At 37.2% G+C, this 19,470-nt stretch carries 19 protein-coding genes; 6 read left to right on the top strand and 13 right to left on the bottom strand.

The window, feature by feature from the left end:
• Positions 1 to 20: 20 nt before the first annotated feature.
• Positions 21 to 530, top strand: coding sequence for a nuclear transport factor 2 family protein (locus tag JM84_RS12270; RefSeq protein ID WP_013751675.1), 510 nt, complete (start codon positions 21 to 23; stop codon positions 528 to 530).
• 13 nt (positions 531 to 543) lie between these two features.
• Here the strand turns inward: JM84_RS12270 and JM84_RS12265 are convergent, their stop codons facing one another.
• From JM84_RS12265 to JM84_RS12230, 8 genes are all read right to left on the bottom strand, one after another.
• The gene (locus JM84_RS12265; protein ID WP_013751676.1) at positions 544 to 1,293 is read right to left on the bottom strand and encodes a hypothetical protein; all 750 of its coding nucleotides are present in this window, start codon (positions 1,291 to 1,293) and stop codon (positions 544 to 546) included.
• Between the two features lie 79 nt (positions 1,294 to 1,372).
• Positions 1,373 to 2,809: an L-serine ammonia-lyase gene (locus tag JM84_RS12260; RefSeq protein WP_013751677.1), complete on the bottom strand. Its 1,437-nt coding sequence runs from the start codon at positions 2,807 to 2,809 to the stop codon at positions 1,373 to 1,375.
• Positions 2,806 to 3,315, bottom strand: coding sequence for a GNAT family N-acetyltransferase (locus JM84_RS12255; protein ID WP_144784571.1), 510 nt, complete (start codon positions 3,313 to 3,315; stop codon positions 2,806 to 2,808). The genes JM84_RS12260 and JM84_RS12255 overlap by 4 nt, the downstream gene beginning before the upstream one ends.
• 3 nt (positions 3,316 to 3,318) lie before the next feature.
• Positions 3,319 to 3,858 carry a CPBP family intramembrane glutamic endopeptidase gene (locus JM84_RS12250; RefSeq protein ID WP_158307009.1) on the bottom strand — a complete coding sequence of 180 codons (540 nt, stop codon included), beginning with the start codon at positions 3,856 to 3,858 and terminating at the stop codon, positions 3,319 to 3,321.
• A gap of 217 nt (positions 3,859 to 4,075) precedes the next feature.
• Positions 4,076 to 5,572 (bottom strand): S10 family peptidase, encoded by a 1,497-nt coding sequence (locus tag JM84_RS12245; protein WP_013751679.1) that lies wholly within the window; start codon positions 5,570 to 5,572, stop codon positions 4,076 to 4,078.
• An 82-nt stretch (positions 5,573 to 5,654) separates the two neighbouring features.
• The gene (locus JM84_RS12240) at positions 5,655 to 6,371 is read right to left on the bottom strand and encodes a DUF3307 domain-containing protein (protein ID WP_013751680.1); all 717 of its coding nucleotides are present in this window, start codon (positions 6,369 to 6,371) and stop codon (positions 5,655 to 5,657) included.
• A complete protein-coding gene (locus JM84_RS12235; protein ID WP_013751681.1) occupies positions 6,371 to 7,063 on the bottom strand; it encodes a fumarate hydratase in 693 nt (230 codons plus the stop codon). The genes JM84_RS12240 and JM84_RS12235 overlap by 1 nt, the downstream gene beginning before the upstream one ends.
• Positions 7,064 to 7,197: 134 nt before the next feature.
• Positions 7,198 to 8,571 (bottom strand): amidohydrolase family protein, encoded by a 1,374-nt coding sequence (locus JM84_RS12230; RefSeq protein WP_013751682.1) that lies wholly within the window; start codon positions 8,569 to 8,571, stop codon positions 7,198 to 7,200.
• A gap of 160 nt (positions 8,572 to 8,731) precedes the next feature.
• Between JM84_RS12230 and JM84_RS15405 the strand changes: the two genes are divergently transcribed.
• Both JM84_RS15405 and JM84_RS12220 read left to right on the top strand, forming a co-directional pair.
• A complete protein-coding gene (locus tag JM84_RS15405; RefSeq protein ID WP_013751683.1) occupies positions 8,732 to 9,127 on the top strand; it encodes a hypothetical protein in 396 nt (131 codons plus the stop codon).
• Positions 9,128 to 9,247: 120 nt separating this feature from the next.
• Positions 9,248 to 9,682, top strand: coding sequence for an Hsp20/alpha crystallin family protein (locus JM84_RS12220; protein ID WP_013751684.1), 435 nt, complete (start codon positions 9,248 to 9,250; stop codon positions 9,680 to 9,682).
• 54 nt (positions 9,683 to 9,736) lie between these two features.
• Here the strand turns inward: JM84_RS12220 and uvrB are convergent, their stop codons facing one another.
• The 3 genes from uvrB to JM84_RS12205 form a co-directional block, all read right to left on the bottom strand.
• Positions 9,737 to 11,737, bottom strand: a complete 2,001-nt coding sequence (gene uvrB, locus JM84_RS12215; RefSeq protein WP_013751685.1) for an excinuclease ABC subunit UvrB — start codon at positions 11,735 to 11,737, stop codon at positions 9,737 to 9,739.
• Between the two features lie 108 nt (positions 11,738 to 11,845).
• Positions 11,846 to 13,024 carry an aspartate aminotransferase family protein gene (locus JM84_RS12210; protein ID WP_144784569.1) on the bottom strand — a complete coding sequence of 393 codons (1,179 nt, stop codon included), beginning with the start codon at positions 13,022 to 13,024 and terminating at the stop codon, positions 11,846 to 11,848.
• Between the two features lie 86 nt (positions 13,025 to 13,110).
• Positions 13,111 to 13,692 carry a hypothetical protein gene (locus tag JM84_RS12205; RefSeq protein WP_013751687.1) on the bottom strand — a complete coding sequence of 194 codons (582 nt, stop codon included), beginning with the start codon at positions 13,690 to 13,692 and terminating at the stop codon, positions 13,111 to 13,113.
• A gap of 199 nt (positions 13,693 to 13,891) precedes the next feature.
• Here JM84_RS12205 and rpmH point away from each other — a divergent pair, with 199 nt between their 5' ends.
• The 3 genes from rpmH (at position 13,892) to JM84_RS12190 (ending at position 17,603) form a co-directional block, all read left to right on the top strand.
• Positions 13,892 to 14,053 carry a 50S ribosomal protein L34 gene (gene rpmH / locus JM84_RS12200; RefSeq protein WP_013751688.1) on the top strand — a complete coding sequence of 54 codons (162 nt, stop codon included), beginning with the start codon at positions 13,892 to 13,894 and terminating at the stop codon, positions 14,051 to 14,053.
• A gap of 106 nt (positions 14,054 to 14,159) precedes the next feature.
• Positions 14,160 to 17,012 carry a carbamoyl-phosphate synthase large subunit gene (gene carB / locus JM84_RS12195; RefSeq protein ID WP_013751689.1) on the top strand — a complete coding sequence of 951 codons (2,853 nt, stop codon included), beginning with the start codon at positions 14,160 to 14,162 and terminating at the stop codon, positions 17,010 to 17,012.
• A 273-nt stretch (positions 17,013 to 17,285) separates the two neighbouring features.
• Positions 17,286 to 17,603: a T9SS type A sorting domain-containing protein gene (locus JM84_RS12190; protein ID WP_158307010.1), complete on the top strand. Its 318-nt coding sequence runs from the start codon at positions 17,286 to 17,288 to the stop codon at positions 17,601 to 17,603.
• 45 nt (positions 17,604 to 17,648) lie between these two features.
• Here JM84_RS12190 and JM84_RS12185 read toward each other — a convergent pair whose 3' ends face one another.
• Positions 17,649 to 18,017 carry a hypothetical protein gene (locus JM84_RS12185; protein ID WP_013751691.1) on the bottom strand — a complete coding sequence of 123 codons (369 nt, stop codon included), beginning with the start codon at positions 18,015 to 18,017 and terminating at the stop codon, positions 17,649 to 17,651.
• Positions 18,018 to 18,024: 7 nt separating this feature from the next.
• Complete coding sequence (gene rmuC / locus JM84_RS12180) at positions 18,025 to 19,434, bottom strand: DNA recombination protein RmuC (protein ID WP_013751692.1); 1,410 nt, start codon at positions 19,432 to 19,434, stop codon at positions 18,025 to 18,027.
• Positions 19,435 to 19,470: the final 36 nt, after the last annotated feature.

Here is a 19,470-nt window from a genome sequence, read left to right as displayed (position 1 = left end):
CTATGTGTTAAACATTCTTTATGCGTCTTAAATATCTTTTTGTTCCAATGATTGCTGTCTTTATACTGTTTGCTTTTGTAAAAGCAGATAATCATTATTACAAGTCTTCAAATCAAGATCCTCAGGGAGAACAAGAGGTGAAAGAGGTAGTGCAAACATTTTTTGAAGGTTTCCATAAGCAGGATTCACTACTTATTAAAAAGGTAGTTCATGAAGATGTTATGATGCAGTCTATAGGCAAAGGGAAACTTGGGGAGATTGAATTGAGTAAGCAAGACTTTAATCAGTTTCTATTATCTATTTGCTCTATACCAGAAACTACTGTTTTTGAAGAGCGCATAGCAGATTATGAGATAAAAATGGATGGTAAAATGGCAAATGTATGGACGCCATATTCATTTTATATTAATGGTAGTCTTAGTCATTGTGGTACAAATAGTTTTCAACTTTTTAAACGCAACGGAGTCTGGAAAATCTTTTATATAGTAGATACGAGAGATCGAGAGGATTGTGTAGAGAAGCGGGGATAGAAGGAGTAATTTTTTAATCTAGCTTATAAATTAATCTAAAGTCCATATTAAACTCAAATCCAGTAGAGAACCCCTCTTCACGTCGCGGATTTGTATCACTAAATAAAAAGTTTTCTTCAAAATTAAATCCTCTAAAATTAGGATTCTCAATATTGCTATAGCTGTTATCCTTAAAGCGAAAGCCTAGGCCAAAGTTTACACGCAACATAAGTGTATTTGACAATCGAGTGTACTCTCCAAAGTTTACTAGAACCCCATTCTTTACACGTTGATAGTCTGCACGGTCAAAAGCTATAAGTTCTACTGTGCCATTTGCATCGTTTATAGGCTCAAAAGTATCAGAAATTAGCGTTTCTTTACTGTTTATGTAAAACAACTCTAGGCCTACATAATTAGTATATTTATCTCCTTTGCCTATAAAATAAAGTACTTCGGGGCGTATTTCATAAAGGCTATAATTGCTTGAATCTCCATTTGTATAAGGCAAGCCTTGAAAACCTACTCCCACGCTACCACCTACAGACCAGTGATTATTAAGAGATTTTGTGTAGCCTATATTTATTCTAGGAAAAGGCGTGATAGGACTTACTAAACTGAGACTTAGGTATGATTTTACGGGTATCCTTGAGATGCTATCCCTGCGCTCAATTTTTTTTACACGTTTTTCAACACGTATCGCTTTCTTTTCTTCTCGAGTGGTCTGTGCTCGTAGTGTTTGAATGCAACATAAGATAATGACCAGCGCGCTTGTAGTAATTCTCATTTAAGGTAGGATTTAGTGAGGATTCTCTATAAAGATGCATTTTCCACCGTAAGGTTGCGTTGTATTTATAAAAGCACTCTTAACAATCTGCCATGGCTACGTTTATAGCCAGACCACCTTCTGAGGTTTCTTTATACTTCGTGTTCATATCTTGAGCAGTTTGCCACATAGTGTCAATCACTTTATCTAGAGGAACCTTAGCATTTGCAGCATCTCCATCTAGAGCCATTTCACAGGCATTAATAGCTTTGATTGCTCCCATGGCGTTACGTTCTATACAAGGAATCTGTACGAGACCTCCAATAGGATCACAAGTGAGGCCTAAGTGATGTTCCATAGCAATTTCTGCAGCCATGAGAACTTGCTCTGGGCTTCCACCCATCAGTTCTGTAAGACCAGCTGCTGCCATTGCACTAGATACTCCTATTTCTGCTTGACAACCGCCCATTGCTGCAGAGATGGTTGCTCCTTTTTTAAATAAGCTTCCTACCTCACCTGCTACGAGAAGGAACCTTTTAATATCTTCAAAATTTGCATCGTGATTTTCTATAACGATGTAGTACATCAGTACCGAAGGGATCACTCCTGCACTTCCATTAGTAGGAGCGGTAACCACTCGGCCTAAAGAGGCATTTACTTCATTAACTGCAAGAGCAAAACAAGATACCCACTTCAATATTTCGCGAAAGCGTACTTCTTGGCTTCGTATCGCTTTTATCCACTCATACTTATCTGTATAATTGGTGTTTTTTTGAAGTTTTAAATGAGAATCATAAGCTCGTCTTCTTACATTAAGTCCGCCGGGGAGTGTTCCTTCTGTGTGGCAACCTATGTACATGGAGTCTAACATCACATCCCAAATTTGTTTAAAACGCTCGTTAATTTCCTGTTCTGTGTTAAGGTACAGTTCGTTTTCTAAAACAATCTGAGAAATAGGTTTCCCCTCTTGTTTACAAAACTTGAGTAAGTCTGTTGCCTTTTCTACTGGTCTCGGAAAACATTCAAACTCAATTTTTTTACGTTGTGCACGTTTACGTTCTTTTTGAATTACAAAGCCTCCACCTATAGAATAAAAGGTTTCTACTACCTTTTTATCATTGGCCAGTGTTGCTGTAAATTTTATTCCATTAGGATGAAATGGTAAAAATTTTCTATTAAAAATGATATCCTCTATAGGATTAAAGTCGAAAGTGAGCTCTCCATCAAGATCAAGACGTCTAAATAGTTTTATGTGGTCTACGGTAGTAGGGATTTCATCTATATTACAGGTTTGTGGGTCTGCACCTGTGAGTCCCATAATCACGGCAACATCTGTAGCATGGCCTTTACCAGTGAGAGATAGCGAGCCATAAAGATCTACTTTTATAGTAGAAACCATCTCAAATTTACTAGTGTCTTTTAATTTTTTAATAAAGCGTTTTGCTGCACGCCAAGGTCCGAGCGTGTGAGAACTTGAAGGTCCCACGCCTATTTTAAGCATATCAAATACGGAGATGGATTCTATTTGCTTATTCATATATCAAGCGTCATTATATAGTCGGTTTGAATCTCTGCAATCATATCATAATCATGAGTGCCTGTGATGATAAAACCTTGTTTTTTGTAGAATGTTATTGCGTCTGGATTTTCCTCCCAAACGCCAAGCCAAATGTAGTTTTTTTTAAGCTGTCTCGCTTTGGAAATCGAAAAATCTATAAGCCGTTTCCCATAACCCTTGCGCAAGTATGTAGTGTCTATATAAATACGTTCTATTTCTAGTCCATTAGGCTCTTGGAATTCTGTTTGAGCCTGATTAACATTCAACTTTAGGTACCCTATAATAGTATCATTGTCACGAGCAAAGAACCATAGTGAATCCTTAGTAGCTAATTGTTTGTTTAGGTGCGCTTTCGCGAAAGCGTACTCATAATAACTTGCGATGACTTCAGGTTTATTTTTATGAGCAAATGCTGCTGAATAGGTCCGTATTGCAAGATCTTGTAGGACGTCGAGTTCACTATTTTTTATAGGCGTGACAATCATCGTTTAAGAATTTTCCATTGTTTTAGAGAGTATTAAAATGATAATTACAAAACCGTTATTCATCGCATGAAGCGCCATAGGCCAAGCGATATTTTCATTCTTGATTTTAAGTAATCCCATCATAAATCCTGAAATAATTCTCGGGATTATGAGTGTAATAAGTGCTGCATTAAGTACAAAGGTGTCTACATAATTATTAATGTGCACCATACCGAAAAGTAGCGAACTCACAATAAGAACAACCATAGCGTGACGTGATAAGAAGTTACGTATTTTAAGAGTACGCTGCTCTGGTATAAATTGTTTGAGAATGGTGAATACAGTAAATAAGAAGATAGCTATGAATCCAAGTTTTATTACCCAATGTACATCTGCAGGTATAAATTTATTTGAATAAAAGAGCGGCCAGGAGCAGAGCAGGAGTATGATGTCTGAGTGACTTGGCTTTATAAGTGTGCGAAACATCATTTCCTCAATAATTGGAGCAAATAGAACCGCTAGCACAAATAACTTAAGCGGATTATTCTTTAATAACTCACGCAAAGCAGATTGCTCATAGTCTCGTTCAAATATCTCTGGAAACTGAGTTTTAAGGATCCCGAATATTGTAAAGAAGATAATGTATAATCCCCAGAGGTATAGATAGTATTTAATAAGAGTAGTGGTCTTGTTGATAGCTATATATTATTAAACAGCCCTTGAATAATTTTTGTCAAGGGCTGTATTTATTAAATTATATTAAAATCCTTTTGGACATCCTTTAATGTTTTGCTCCTTTCTCAATACCTACAGAAGACTTTTTAATAAAGTCTCGTAAATCGTCATTTGCATTGATAAGATCTTCATTGCGCAGGTACATCATATGTCCAGATCTATAACCTTTAAAGCTTAATCTATCAGATAATTTGCCACTTGCATTAAGTTGCCACATCACATATTTTGCATTAAAATAAGTAGTTGCACCATCATAATAACCACTTTGTATCATCACGTTGAGGTTAGGGTTTACTCCCATAGCCTTGCGTAAACTAGCGCCAGCATTGTTGTTAGAGCGATCCCAAGGACGCACTGGTCCAAACATATTATAACTAAGATCTGTTTTAAACCCTAATTCCTGGCTGTAGTAATAGTTAATGGCTGGCGTAAATGAATGTAACCATGAGGTAAGCTCACTATTGTAATCTGGTCTATCGCCAGCTTCTTTTACGTCTAGTCCTTTATAACGAGAATCAAGACGTCCTATGGTAAGTCCGTCGCGGTTTCTCAATAAATCCTTCCAGAAATAATTAAAAGGAACTTCAAGGTTGTTTTGTCTTATGGTAGTTTCTGAGAGTCCAGAGTAATACGCCATTTTTTTAATAGCAGCCTCTTTTTTATCTGCTTCTAGATAGCCAGATTTTACTAGTAGTGGTAAGAGTTCGTTTACCGCATAGTCTTCACTTTCGGCAAGTACTTCTGTAAGGTCTTTTTGTTGTAGGGCTAGAGGTAGCATATTGTGATACCAAGCAGCAGCTGTAAAGTAAGGAAGACGGTTTGCAACTTCTACAGGACCATCAAAATCAAAACCTATTTCTGTAGGTGATACGAGTACCACCCCATTAATGAACATCCATTTATTGTCTTGAAGTTCGGCGGCAAGTCCAGATACTCGAGTGGTACCGTAACTTTCGCCTATTAAAAATTTAGGAGAACGCCAGCGATTATTTCTTGTAACAAAAGTATTTACCCAGTCGGCTAAATATTTAATATCTGCATTTACCCCAAAAAACTGTTTAGAGTCCGGCATTTCTCCTTTTTCATTAGGCAGCATTCGGCTGTAGCCAGTATTTACAGGATTTACAAATACGATATCTGCTACGTCTAGAATCGAATTAGGATTACTTTTTATGCCGTATGGTTGTACAGGATAACCTTCGTCGTCTATTTTAAGGATGCGTGGTCCTGTATAAGCAATGTGCATCCATACAGATGCAGAGCCTGGACCTCCGTTAAAAGAGATGACTAATGGTCTAGTCTCATCATTTTTAATATCAGAACGTTTGTAATAGGTGTATAATAAACTCGCAACAGGCATTCCTTCATCATCCCAGACTGGTTGAAAACCAGCTGTAGCCGTATACGGAATCGTTTTTCCTTTAATAGTGATAGAATGACTTGATACGATGGTAGTATCTACAGGAACCGATATTTTTTGAGAATACGCTTTCGCGAAAGCGGAAACAACAATGATACCCGCGAGAATGTGTTTGAAATACATGGATTGTAAATTTTGGTTGTACTTATAAAAATAGCATCTAGAAGTTAAACATACGGCGATAATGACGTTTTTAACGAAGATGTTATTGAGCTATGAATTGTGTGTATAGTAATGCACACCCAATGGCAATGGCAAAACTCAACATGGTACCTATCAAAACATATTCTGTTTTGAGATAGTCACCATCTTTAAACCTTAAGATAGATTTTGCTGTAATCAAAAAACCTACAGCGCTGAACTGCCCTACGATTATAAGCACAAGTACTAGCCATCTTTCTGTGATACCTATGAGTCGGCCTGCATTAGGTAAGTCTTGTGATTTTTCTGTAAATGAAACCGAGAATAGATTGAAAATCTCTTTTATCACAATGTTTGCCGGCTTTGTACAAAGTAAAAACATAGCGATAAGGCATATTATTGGAAAGTAGGAGGCATCTAGTATAAGTGGTTGCCACCCCAAGATATTTACATAAAGAACACTTGCTGCAACATACGTGATGATGTGTAGTAACTGGTCAATAAAGAATGCACCTTTATGCAGCCATTTGTTGTTAAGTAATTGAGGTTTTAATCCGTCAATAATCCAGTGTATACCAGCTATTGCTATTGCCCAGGGTAGAAACCTATAATCAAGAGAGGTGATAAAAGAAGCAATAAAAACGGTGAGAATATGCCACTTGAGATGTTTGCTTTTAAAGCCTTTTTTTGCCTTTGACTTTGCAGTTTTCTTAGATTGAAAGGTATAATCTGCTAGCAGGTGACCTATGGTCTGTAGGGCGATGAGAGTTGCTATATCCATTATGAAATCTTACTTAAAGTGTGATTAAAATACCTGATGGCTTTGTCCATTCCATTCCATCCAGAGGCTGTGGAGTGCTGGTTAATAGAAGACTGACTTACGCCTAGTTTTTTTGCGATAACCTTTTCACTATTACCCATGATTTTTAGAAATAAGACCTCGCTCTGTCTACTAGTTGCTCGTGCTAGTAAGTGATCTAGTAATGAGATAATCGCATCTATGTTGAGGTTTAGCTCCTCGTTTATTGAACTAAAGAATAGCGTATTTTTTATAACCATACGCTCCTTATTGTGAGTGCTCTCGCTACTTATGGCGCGACCGCTTCTGTAAATCGCATCGCCATCTATAATGTTTTCTTCTCTATTAAATCTATCTAGCCTGCCTAAACCCATGGCAAGGCGTATGCTATAGGTTTGAAAAACTCTTGTTCTATTATTTTCTACTTTTTCCTCAATTTCTAAAGACTTTATAAATGTTTTGATTGCCAGCGCTACGGCTAGTCCATTTTCGGGATCTGGAACTACACACTCAAGATAATCTCCTTTAATGAGTCTAGAGAACGTGTTATATTTAGTCTCTAGTTGCTGAAACAGCTGTAAGAGCTGCTGTTCGAGCGTTTTCTTTTCGTCCGTGCTTAAACTTGTGTAGGCAATAAAATCACCAGAAATTACTATATGATTGGTATAATCCACCTTTTAAATGCTTTGATATTCAAATATAAGCAAATATGCTTATAGAATATATTTATAAGTAAATAAGCTTATAGAGTACATTTATAAGTGTATATACTTATAAAGTATGTTTATAAGTGAATAAGCTTATAAATTTATTTTTCAGTATGTACGATTGTACCATCCTTAATCACCAGATGTATGTCCTGTGTAGCGCTTATATCTAGTAGCGGATTACTATTAAGCAACACTAAATCTGCTTTGTTACCTGGGGCTAACTGGTAGCCTTTCTTGTGTAAAAAATTTGCACCTTGATACATCGTTGCGATTGCATTTGCTGGAGTGATGTCAGCTTTTACCATTTCTTGTAACTCACCATGTAACGATTGTCCTGGGTACGTATATGAGTTGTAAGCGCCGCTATCTGATCCCGAAAGTAGATTAACTCCAGCTTTATCTAATGAAGCAACGAGTTTTAGAAAAAATTGCTGCAGCTCTTTTCTATCTTGCTTGGCTTTTGGGCTAGCATTCAATGCTCCTTTGTTTCTCCCTTCATAAGTGGCTATAAAATCTGCATCTAACGTTTTTAAATAGGCATCATCACTATGATTTACCTCGTCCATATAACTTAGCACATCGCCTATGTATAAAGTAGGAGTGACGTACACATTGTTGCTTTTTAATTTGTCAAAAGTACTTTGTGCTGTTTCCTCATCATAGCTTGCTATAAGCTGTTCCATGCTTCCCCAGAACCCTAGCTTTCCATCTTTTATGTCTTGAGTGATCTCCTTTTCACGAGAAGAGCATCCTTTCAAGATATAATAGAGGTGTTCAATATTATCAATTCCAGCAGTGATAGTTTCATCTAGTGTCACGGTAAAAGGCATGTGCCCGGAGGTAATCATTCCGCGCTCTTCGGCTTGTGTTATTATGGATAGGTAAGTATCTCTAGTTATCGTACTATCATAAAGTTTTACATAATCGACGCCTAGTTGCTGCAAAGAATCTAGTGCTTTGCTTATCTCATCGTCTGTATTCACGCCTATAGAACCTGCCCAGCGAGCATTCTTTCCATCTAGTTTAGGTCCAGATGTATAAATAGTAGGACCTGTGCGCTTTTTATTTTTTATTTCTTCATTCCATTGCTGTACTTGGGTAGTGAGATCGCCTCCAGCATCGCGCACCGTTGTAATTCCATATTTTATAAATTGTTCAAGAAATTTTTCATTTTGAGGAATAAGAGCTTCGCCTCCGCGAAAATGAGTATGATTATCCCAAAACCCAAGAAGTAAAAACTTGCCACTACCGTCTATTACATTACCATCTTTATCATCAGAAAGAGTGCCTATCTCTTCAATTTTATAAATCGAATCATTACTGAGATACACATTTTTATTACTACTTAGCGCTCCATTTTCGTCTATAATGGAGACATTGCTTATCTTGAGATCATACGCTGGTTTTGTGTCCTTAGGCTTGCAACTTACTAGTAGTAAAAGTATCGCTATGGTTGAGTATATATACTTCATGTTGTTGATGGTGTCTGTTTTAGGTGGTTTTAGTGTTACGCTTTCGCGAAAGCGTAGTTCCTTAAAGCTAAGTCTTAAAATTACAAAATAGCCAACTATTAATAGGGGGGGGTGTCGCTCGCTCTAAATTATCAATTACATTGCGCTTTAAAGAAATACTATGAACTCCGAAAATCTCCAAATTATATCTGATATGTTGCTCATGGCAAAAGCAGATAATCACTTACATGAACGCGAGTATGATTTTATACTTATGGTTGCAAGACGCATGGGAATATCAAAAGATGAGGTTGATGAGCTTGTAAAAAGTCCTCAAGATAAGATGGTGTACAAAACAGAAATGCAACGCCTCACGCAGTTTCATAGGCTTCTATTGGTCATGAATGTAGATGAGGAAACTCAATTTGTAGAAATTGACACGCTACGCAATTACGGACTAAAGTTAGGTATCAGGGCAGAAGCAGTGCAGCAAATCCTAAGTGAAATGGGAGATTATGAGCATAAAATAATTCCTTCTCATCGTCTAGTTGAGATTTTTAAAAGATTCTACAACTAACGATAATTGACAAAAAGGCAGTATTAAATACTGTAAATCGGTCAAAACGTCATAAATTTTACATTGGAACTGAATTTGCCTAACCCATAGCAGAATCAGTTAAACTTTAAATTTATAATTATGACTTTAGTTAGAAAAAATACAGCTCCATATTTACCATCAGTTTTTGAAGAATTATTAAATACTGACTGGCTAGGTGGAAGAACAAACACATTTGCAACTGCAACTCCTTCTGTAAATATTATAGAGAAGGATGATTCCTTTACGGTGCAGGTAGCTGCTCCTGGTCTCAAAAAAGAAGATTTTAATATTCAGTTAGATAATGATTTGCTCACAATCTCTTCTGAAATTAAGAAAGACGAAGAGACTGCAGAAACTCAGAAATTTACGAGAAGAGAATTTAATTACACTTCGTTTAAACGCTCGTTTAACTTACCTGAGTCTGTAAATACAGCAAAAATCACAGCCGAGTACGTAGATGGAATTCTTGCAATAGGATTGCCTAAACGTGAGGAATCACGTGTGCAGCCATCTCGATTAATCGAGATAGCATAACAATTTAAGTTGGTTAGTTTGAGATTGGGTTTCCGTAAGGAGACCCTTTCTTATTTATGCGAGTTCCTTAAGTTTATCTTGGTAGACCTTAATTTGATCTCTGAGCTTTGCAGCCTGCATAAAGTCTAGTTCTTTTGCAGCAGCTTCCATAGCCTTACGAGTGCTTCTTATTTTCTTTTCAATCTGCGGCCTTGTTTGATACTCTTGCGCATCTTCGGCAGCTAGGTTTACAAGTTCTTCGGCTTCTATTTTATAAGCTTCTTTTTGAGTCATTGCATTATCTAGCGATTTTTTTATTGCCATCGGGCTCAATCCGTGCTTGGTATTGTAGTCTATTTGTTTTTGCCTGCGATAATTACTGTCGTCTATGGTTTCTTGCATAGAGCGAGTAATTTTATCTGCATACATGATCGCCTTACCGTTAATATTACGGGCAGCACGACCTATCGTTTGTGTGAGCGATCTATTGCTACGTAAAAAACCTTCCTTATCTGCATCTAGAATAGCGACTAGAGAGACTTCCGGAAGATCCAGTCCTTCTCTTAATAAGTTTACACCTACGAGTACGTCGTATAATCCCTTACGCAAATCTTGCATGATTTCTACCCGTTCTAGCGTATCTACATCAGAGTGTATGTAGCGAGTTCTTATATCTATTCTTGTGAGGTATTTTGTGAGTTCTTCTGCCATACGCTTGGTAAGTGTAGTGACTAGAATACGTTCATTACGGGCAGTAACTTTTGTGATTTCTTCTATAAGATCATCTATCTGGTTAAGGGATGGACGTACTTCTACGATAGGATCTAGTAAGCCTGTAGGTCTAATGATTTGCTCTACATAGGCTCCTTCCGTTTTCTGTAATTCATAATCTGCGGGAGTTGCAGATACGTAGATGACTTGGTTCTGCATAGCTTCCCATTCCTCAAATTTAAGAGGCCTGTTATCCATCGCTGCAGGGAGCCTAAAACCGTATTCAACTAGATTTTCTTTCCTACTTCTATCGCCACCATACATTGCACTTACTTGAGAAACCGTTACGTGGCTTTCATCTACTACCATTAAATAGTCGTCTGGAAAAAAGTCTAATAAACAGAACGGTCTTGTGCCTGGCTCACGCCCATCAAGATATCTTGAGTAATTCTCTATACCTGAGCAATACCCAAGTTCGCGTATCATCTCAAGGTCAAAATTAGTGCGCTCATCGAGACGTTTTGCTTCTAGGTGTTTGCCTACGCCTTCAAAAAAGCCAACTTGCTTCGTGAGGTCTTCACCTATTTGATTTATTGCTCCTTGCAGAACATCTTGCGAGGTCACAAACATATTTGCAGGGTAGATGCGTAACTGCGAGTACTTCTCTATCACCTCTGCAGATGTTGGGTCAAAAGCTTCAATCTCCTCAATCTCATCACCAAAGAAGTGAATCCTAAATGCCATATCTGCATATCCAGGAAACACCTCTACGGTATCTCCCTTAATTCTAAAATTCCCGTGATTAAATTCGCTCTCTGTTCTAGAATATAAACTTTGCACTAACTTTTTAAGTAACATCGTACGTGCAATGACCTGATCTTGCTTAATCTCAATAATATTTTTTTGAAACTCTGCTGGATTTCCTATACCGTATAAACAAGAAACAGAAGCTATCACAATCACATCACGCCTCCCAGAGAGTAGGGAGGTAGTGGTGCTCAATCGCATTTTTTCTATCTCCTCATTTATAGAAAGATCTTTTTCAATATAAACTCCAGAGGAAGGAATAAATGCTTCTGGCTGGTAGTAATCATAGTAGGAAACAAAATACTCTACGGCATTATTTGGAAAAAATGCCTTAAACTCGCTGTATAATTGGGCAGCAAGAGTCTTGTTATGTGCAAGAACGAGTGTGGGTTTTTGCGTTTCTTGAATCACGTTTGCCACGGTAAATGTCTTTCCGCTTCCGGTCACACCTAGCAGTGTTTGGTAGGCTTCATTTGCGTTTACACCGTCTACTAGTGATTTAATAGCAGTGGGCTGATCGCCAGTAGGTTTAAAGGGTGATTCAAGTTTGAATTTCAAGGGCAGAATTTTTTATAAAATTACGAGTTTTTACGCTTTCGCGAAAGCGTGAGACTCCCAATGAAATGTTAGAAATAATGAAACCTAATCTATTTATAGATAAAGTGCTTAGTGAACCTCGTTCAAGGCTTCCAAAAGAATCTCACAACCTTCCTTAATTTCATCATTAGAAATAGTGAGTGGAGGTGTGATTCTTATCGCTCTACTTTCAAAAAGTAGCCAGAATAAAATCAATCCGCGATCTTGGCATTTGAGGATAACTTCAGAAGCAATCTCTGCCGAAGGTGTCATGGCAGCTAGCATGAGGCCGCGGCCACGTATTTCTGTGATAAACGGATGAACTAATAATGATCTGATTAATTGTTCTTTTTCTAATGCTTCTTGCATTAGGTTGCTCTCTGTAATTTCTTGCAGTGTGGCGAGTGCAGCAGCTGCAATCACTGGATGACCTCCAAAGGTTGTAATATGACCAAGTTTTGGATTATCTGAAAGCAACGACATCATTTCCCTTGAAGCGGTAAAAGCGCCTATAGGCATACCGCCACCTAAACCTTTGCCAGTAACAAGAATATCTGGAGTTACATTATAATGCTCAAAACCGAAGAGTTTGCCAGTGCGACCCATTCCTGGTTGAATTTCGTCCAAGATTAATAAAGCGCCAACTTCCTGACATCTCGCTTTAACTTTTGCTAGAAAATTATGAGTAGGTTCTATAAAACCTGCTCCACCTTGGATTGTTTCTAAAACGACACCTGCGGTTTTTTCTGTTATACGTTCAAGATAACGCTCGCAATTAAACTTAATAAAAGATACATCACCTATCATAGGGCGGAAGGGCGCTGTGCGCTCCTCGTTACTCATCAAGCTTAGCGCTCCATAACTATTACCGTGATATGCATCTACGGCAGCAATAATTTCTGTTCTTCCTGTTGCTCGTCTTGCGAGTTTTATAGCACCATCTATTGCTTCTGTACCACTATTTACGAGATACGTGCTCTCTAGTGACTCAGGAAGATGTTGTGCAAGAAGCTTTGTGACTTGTACGGCTGGAGATTGTGCGTATTCTCCATAGACCATTACGTGTAGATATTTGTCTAGCTGATCTGTAATTGCATTTTTTACTCTAGGGTGTTGATGTCCTAAGCTGCAAGCAGAAACTCCAGCGACAAAATCTAGATATTTTTTATCTGCAGTGTCATATATATAACTTCCTTCTGCACGTGCCACTTCCATCGCTAGTGGATGCGGAGTGGTTTGCGCTTGGTAGGTGAGGAAATCTGATTTCATATAATAGTAGATGACACTGGGAGATCTCAAATTTTCGCAAAAGCGAAATTAAAAACACGTTTTTCTAAAGAATAATAAGGGCGATGTTATCTCCCTTGCCTTCTTCCAGCACGGGCAGATGTGCGCTGTCCATACTGTTGTTTAGGTTGGTTACCCGCACGTTTCATGTTTTCTTTCATCATTTTAAGTTGTTCACCTAGCATATTGTGCTTATCGTGAGACTCTGCTTCCTTCATAAGAACTTGTGCTTCTCGCTTGCGGTTTTTGCTCATTGCTATACCTGCAAGGCTCAGTTTTGCCATAGCAAGATCTGCGTCCATAGATAAACCTAGTTCAATGGCTTTTCTAAAATATTTTTCGGCAAGGCTCATATTAGTTTGTGATACCATTAATCCTTGCAGGTAATTGTAATATCCTTCTTGCTTCTTAACGAGTGCAGCGCTTGGGTTTTTGATTTTTTCAAGCCATTTTTGTGCTCCAGGGAAGTCTTGTTTACGTAGGCGTAAGAAGGCTAGGAGTATAATTTCGTTCTTAAAGTATAAGAATATAAATATTCCCATTAATAGTAAGAGCATGATGCCGTTTCCTATTTCATTTTCAATAAACTGCCATACAGCAGCGGCCAGTGTGGCTAGGGCAAGAACAAGTTTGATATTTTTATTGAACATATATTGTATTTAGGTCGAATGATTTGTTATTTTTGCCTGACTCTGTGAGGCGATTGCAAAGGTATACAAAAGGAGATAAAATATTTTCATTTTTCCATTTGCAGAAGTAAAAACTTCTCGTATATTTGCGCCCAGCTTAGAGAGCTGTAATAAAAAGAAATTAAAGGCGGTCTTATAAAGACCTTAAAGAAGATACAAAATGAGCAAGAGAACGTTTCAGCCATCAAAAAGAAAAAGAAGAAACAAACACGGTTTTAGAGAGCGTATGGCTTCAGTAAACGGTCGTAAAGTTTTAGCACGTCGTCGTGCTAAAGGAAGAAAGAAAATCAGTGTATCTTCTGAAACTCGTCATAAAAAATAATGCATCTTTAAGATGTATATATAAGGTGTTGCTTTTTTTAAGTAACACCTTTTTTTATACCCTGTAAGTTCCTAATTTTAGAAAACATTAGATAAAAATTAAGTAAATGCCTAAAAATCAAAACTTAAAATCGATTCTACTTATAGGCTCAGGGCCTATAGTCATTGGTCAAGCGTGTGAATTTGATTATGCTGGATCTCAATCTCTACGTTCTTTACGAGAAGATGGTATTGAGACAATTCTTATCAATTCTAACCCTGCTACTATTATGACTGATCCGACAATGGCGGATCATGTTTATTTATTACCATTAAATACGAAGTCAATTATTCAAATCTTAAAGGAACATCCTCAGATAGATGCTGTACTTCCTACAATGGGTGGACAAACTGCGCTTAACCTTTGTATCGAGGCAGATGAAAAAGGAATCTGGAAAGACTTTGGTGTAGAACTTATAGGTGTTGATATTGCTGCGATTAATATTACAGAAGATCGCGATCAGTTTAAAAACTTAATGCGCGACATAGGTATACCGATGGCACCACAAGCAAGTGCAAACTCGTTCTTAAAAGGAAAAGAGATTGCGCAAGAGTTTGGTTTTCCATTAGTAATACGATCTTCATTTACACTAGGTGGAGCAGGAGCTTCATTTGTATTTGAAGAAAAAGATTTTGATAAATTACTTTCACATGGTCTTGAAGCATCGCCAGTACACGAGGTGATGATAGATAAGGCTCTTTTAGGCTGGAAGGAATATGAGCTAGAATTATTACGTGATGCAAATGATAACGTAGTAATAATCTGTGCGATAGAGAATATGGATCCTATGGGAATCCACACTGGAGATTCTATAACAGTAGCTCCAGCAATGACACTTTCTGACGTGACTTATCAAAAAATGCGTGATATGGCTATCCATATGATGCGTAGTATAGGTGATTTTGCAGGAGGATGTAATGTACAATTTGCAATAAATCCAGATAATGAAGAGGAGATTATTGCGATTGAAATTAACCCACGTGTATCAAGATCATCTGCACTAGCATCTAAAGCAACTGGATATCCTATTGCAAAAATTGCAACTAAGCTAGCTATAGGTTATCACCTTGATGAGCTTGATAATCAAATTACAAAGTCTACATCGGCACTTTTTGAGCCAACACTGGATTATGTAATTGTAAAAATCCCACGTTGGAATTTTGATAAGTTTGAAGGAAGTGATCGCACACTTGGCTTACAGATGAAATCTGTAGGAGAAGTGATGGGAATAGGTCGTTCTTTTCAAGAAGCATTACACAAAGCAACACAATCTCTTGAGATTAAGCGTAATGGATTAGGAGCAGATGGTAAGGGTTATAAAAGCTATGATCAGATTATAGAGAAGCTTACGTATGCGAGTTGGGATCGTGTATTTGTAATCTATGACGCCATCCAGATGGGTATTCCATTAAATCGTATTCATGAGATTACTAAAATTGACATGTGGTTCCTTAAACAATATGAGGAGATGCATGCAATGGAGAAAGAAATCTCTACCTATAAATTAGATACGCTTCCGCGAAATTTACTTATGGAAGCTAAGCAACAAGGTTTTGCAGATCGTCAGATTGCACACATGTTAGGATGCTTAGAAAGTGAGGTAACATTTAAACGCGATGAACTGCGTGTAAATCGAACATTTAAGCTTGTAGATACTTGTGCAGCAGAGTTTGTTGCAAAAACTCCTTATTTCTATTCTACTTTTGAGAATGATGTAGAGCTAGCAGACGGAACATTAACAACTCACAATGAGAGTATTGTTTCAGATAAGAAAAAGGTTATCGTATTAGGTTCTGGTCCTAACCGTATAGGTCAAGGAATAGAATTTGATTACTGCTGTGTACACGGTGTAATGGCAGCTGCAGAGTGTGGTTATGAAACAATCATGATTAACTGTAATCCAGAAACAGTATCTACAGATTTTGATACTGCAGATAAACTTTACTTTGAACCTGTATTCTGGGAACATATTTATGACATCATTCGTCATGAGAAACCAGAAGGAGTAATTGTTCAGCTAGGAGGGCAGACAGCTCTTAAGTTAGCTGAAAAGTTAGATCGTTATGGTATTAAAATATTGGGTACAAGCTATAAAGCACTTGATCTTGCCGAAGACCGTGGAAGTTTTTCTACACTTTTAAAAGATCTTAATATACCTTACCCAGAATTTGATGTTGCCGAAACAGCAGATGAGGCTCTAGCTGTAGCTGCAAAACTTGATTACCCTATTCTTGTAAGACCATCATATGTATTAGGAGGGCAAGGAATGAAGATTGTAATAAATGACAATGAACTAGAGGAACACGTAGTAGATTTACTTCGTAAAATCCCTAACAATAAATTACTATTAGATCACTACCTAGATGGAGCTATAGAGGCAGAGGCAGATGCTATTTGTGATGGCGAGGATGTTTACATCATCGGTATTATGGAGCACATAGAACCGTGTGGTATTCACTCTGGTGACTCTAACGCTACCTTACCTCCTTTTAATCTGGGAGATCTTGTAATGGAGCAAATAAAAGATCACACTAGAAAAATTGCACTAGCTCTTGATACGGTAGGTCTTATAAACATCCAGTTTGCTGTTAAAGATGATAAGGTGTTTATTATAGAGGCAAATCCTCGTGCATCTCGTACGGTTCCATTTATTGCTAAGGCTTACAAAGAACCTTATGTAAATTATGCAACTAAGGTGATGCTAGGAGCTAAGAAGGTAAAAGACTTTACTTTTGACCCGCAACTAGAAGGATATGCGATCAAGCAACCAGTATTCTCTTTCAATAAATTTCCTAATGTGAATAAAAATTTAGGGCCAGAAATGAAGAGTACTGGAGAAAGTATACTCTTTATTGACAACTTAAGAGATGATGCATTTTATGACCTATATGCTCGTAGAAAAATGTACTTGAGTAATTAAATATTATCTCGGAATAATTATGAAAAAGCCTACTTGATTAAGTAGGCTTTTTTGTGCTAAACAGTTGGCTCAAATAAAACTAACAAGCTGTACGTGAGAGTATAATGTTTACTTTCTTTGCTTAAAATTGTTAAAAATTTTGCATTTTGACGTGCTATTGTAATATAATTGTAGGTTTATTCTTTCAATGACAAGATTTTAAAAAAATCAATCTTATATTGTAAGCACAGACAATTAATTTTTCCCCCATTGATGATTAAAAAATTACTTTTATTGAGCTTCTTTTTCCTATCGGTAAGTACGGTTGTTGCTCAAAATAACTATAAAAAGGTTGATAATGTAAGCCAAACTTCTCTTGCAGAAGCGGTGTCAATTTATCCTAATCCTGCGATTGATAAAGTTCAAATTTCTAATGATTCTGATAGTAAGCTTAAGGTAGAAATCTATAATATCTTAGGAGATTCCATGCTAAGTAAAAGCATCACTGGAAATGATGATTACATTGATATAACGAGATTACAAGCGGGTATTTATATAGTTTCTTTTACAGATGGTAAGCGTACGACTACCAAGAGACTAGTTAAAAACTAGCACTAAAATCATACTCATAAAAAAAGCCGCAATTTGCGGCTTTTTTTATTGTCTATTAAAATGTGGTGATTGTTCTGGAATTACTTTTGTCACAAAGTACTTTGAATCTCCCCAAAAAGAAAATGTCCCAAACCGTTCTATATATTCTAGCTTCACATATTGCCCTTGATATTCATTAAGCGCTTCAATTGCTTCTTTCTCTTGATCTAATACCGAGAAACTAAATATTTGTGCGCCACTTATACCTTGACTTATCTCACCTTCCCAAGTTTTAAAAACTACTCCTTTATTTGAAAATTTTATAAGTTCTCCAGCGCGAGTTCCTTTACTATAAGGCACGTAGTATATAAATGCAAACCATCCCGCAGCCATAAGAAATATGGTGGTTAATACTACAAATAATATTTTTTTCATAATTGATTTATTCTATTAAGGTTATATCATCGTCACTTGCAATAGCGCGATTAACGATGTTTTCTGGAAGTTGTTTCTTTGCTTTTGCTCCCATTTTTTTCAATTTTTCAACTCTTGTAATTAGGTTTCCATTCCCTTCTATAAGTTTATTCATTGCTGCCGAATATCCCGTCTTAGCATCATCCATTTTTTTGCCTACAGCAGTTAAGTCGGTCACTAGGCCGTGAAATTTATCATATAATCCTCCGGCTTGCTTTGCAATCTCTAGTGCGTTCTGTTGTTGCTTCTCATTATTCCACATGGAATCGATAGTGCGCAATGTTGCTAGCAGCGTAGACGGAGTAACAATCACGATGTTCTTCTCAAAAGCCTGATTATATAGTTGGTTATCATAGTTTATCGCAACTGCAAACGCTGGTTCAATAGGGATGAAAAGTAATACAAAATCTGGACTTTCAATCTGGTAAAGATCGTGGTAATTTTTATCACTTAGCTGTTGTATGTGACGTTTTAGAGCAGCTACATGATCTTTTAAATGCGTGTCACGTAGATGTAATTCTTCCTCATTTACAAATCGCTCATAAGCGCGAAGCGAGACTTTACTATCTACAATCATTTTTTTGTTATCTGGAAGGTGAATCACCACATCTGGTAATACTCTGTTTCCTTCTTCTGTAGTAAAGCTCTGCTGTATAAAATATTCTCTATCTTTTTCAAGACCAGATTTTTCTAGTACCCTTTCTAGCACAAGTTCTCCCCAGTTACCTTGCATTTTACTATCACCTTTAAGGGCTTTGGTAAGATTGTTTGCCTCCTTAGTCATTTGTTCATTAAGAGCCGTGAGGCCTTTAATTTGCTCATGTAAGGCAGAACTTCTGTGTATTGCTTCCTTGTTAGTAGACTCTACTTTGAGTTCAAATTTTTCAATTTTTTCCTGAAGAGGTTTTAATATACTGTCAATATTTTTTTGATTCTGTAGTGTGAATTTACTCGACTTTTCATCGAGTATTTTACTAGCTATAATTTCAAAATCCTTGGTAAATTTTTCTTGTAATTGCTCTAGCTCGTTGGTCTTCTCATCCATGCGGAGTTTGAGATTCTCATAGGCAACATCACGTGCAGTAAGCTCATTTTGAAATTGATCTTTTTCCTCTCTTATGTAAGCTATTTGCTTCTCACTTTCAGCGCGTAATGCATGAAGCTGATTGCTGCTTTCTTGTCTAAGCGATGTGGTTTCTTGTTGCGCTTTCGCGAAAGCGGTCTTACCCTCAACTACCTTCTCTTGCTCATTGTGAAGTCGTTCTTGTAAACTTATAAACTGTCCTTTCTTCTTAAGATTTGCAATGTAAAATCCTAATAGTCCTCCTGCGAGAATGCCCAGGCAACCAATGATAATAAGAAGAAGTGTATTGTCCATACAATTATAGAGATGATAAGATATATTGAGAATGTC

The organism is Dokdonia sp. Hel_I_63 (genome assembly GCF_007827285.1).
In the GTDB taxonomy this organism is placed as follows: Bacteria; Bacteroidota; Bacteroidia; order Flavobacteriales; family Flavobacteriaceae; genus Dokdonia.
The sequence above is the reverse complement of the archived record's forward strand: the minus strand, read 5'-3'. Positions and strand labels throughout refer to the sequence as shown.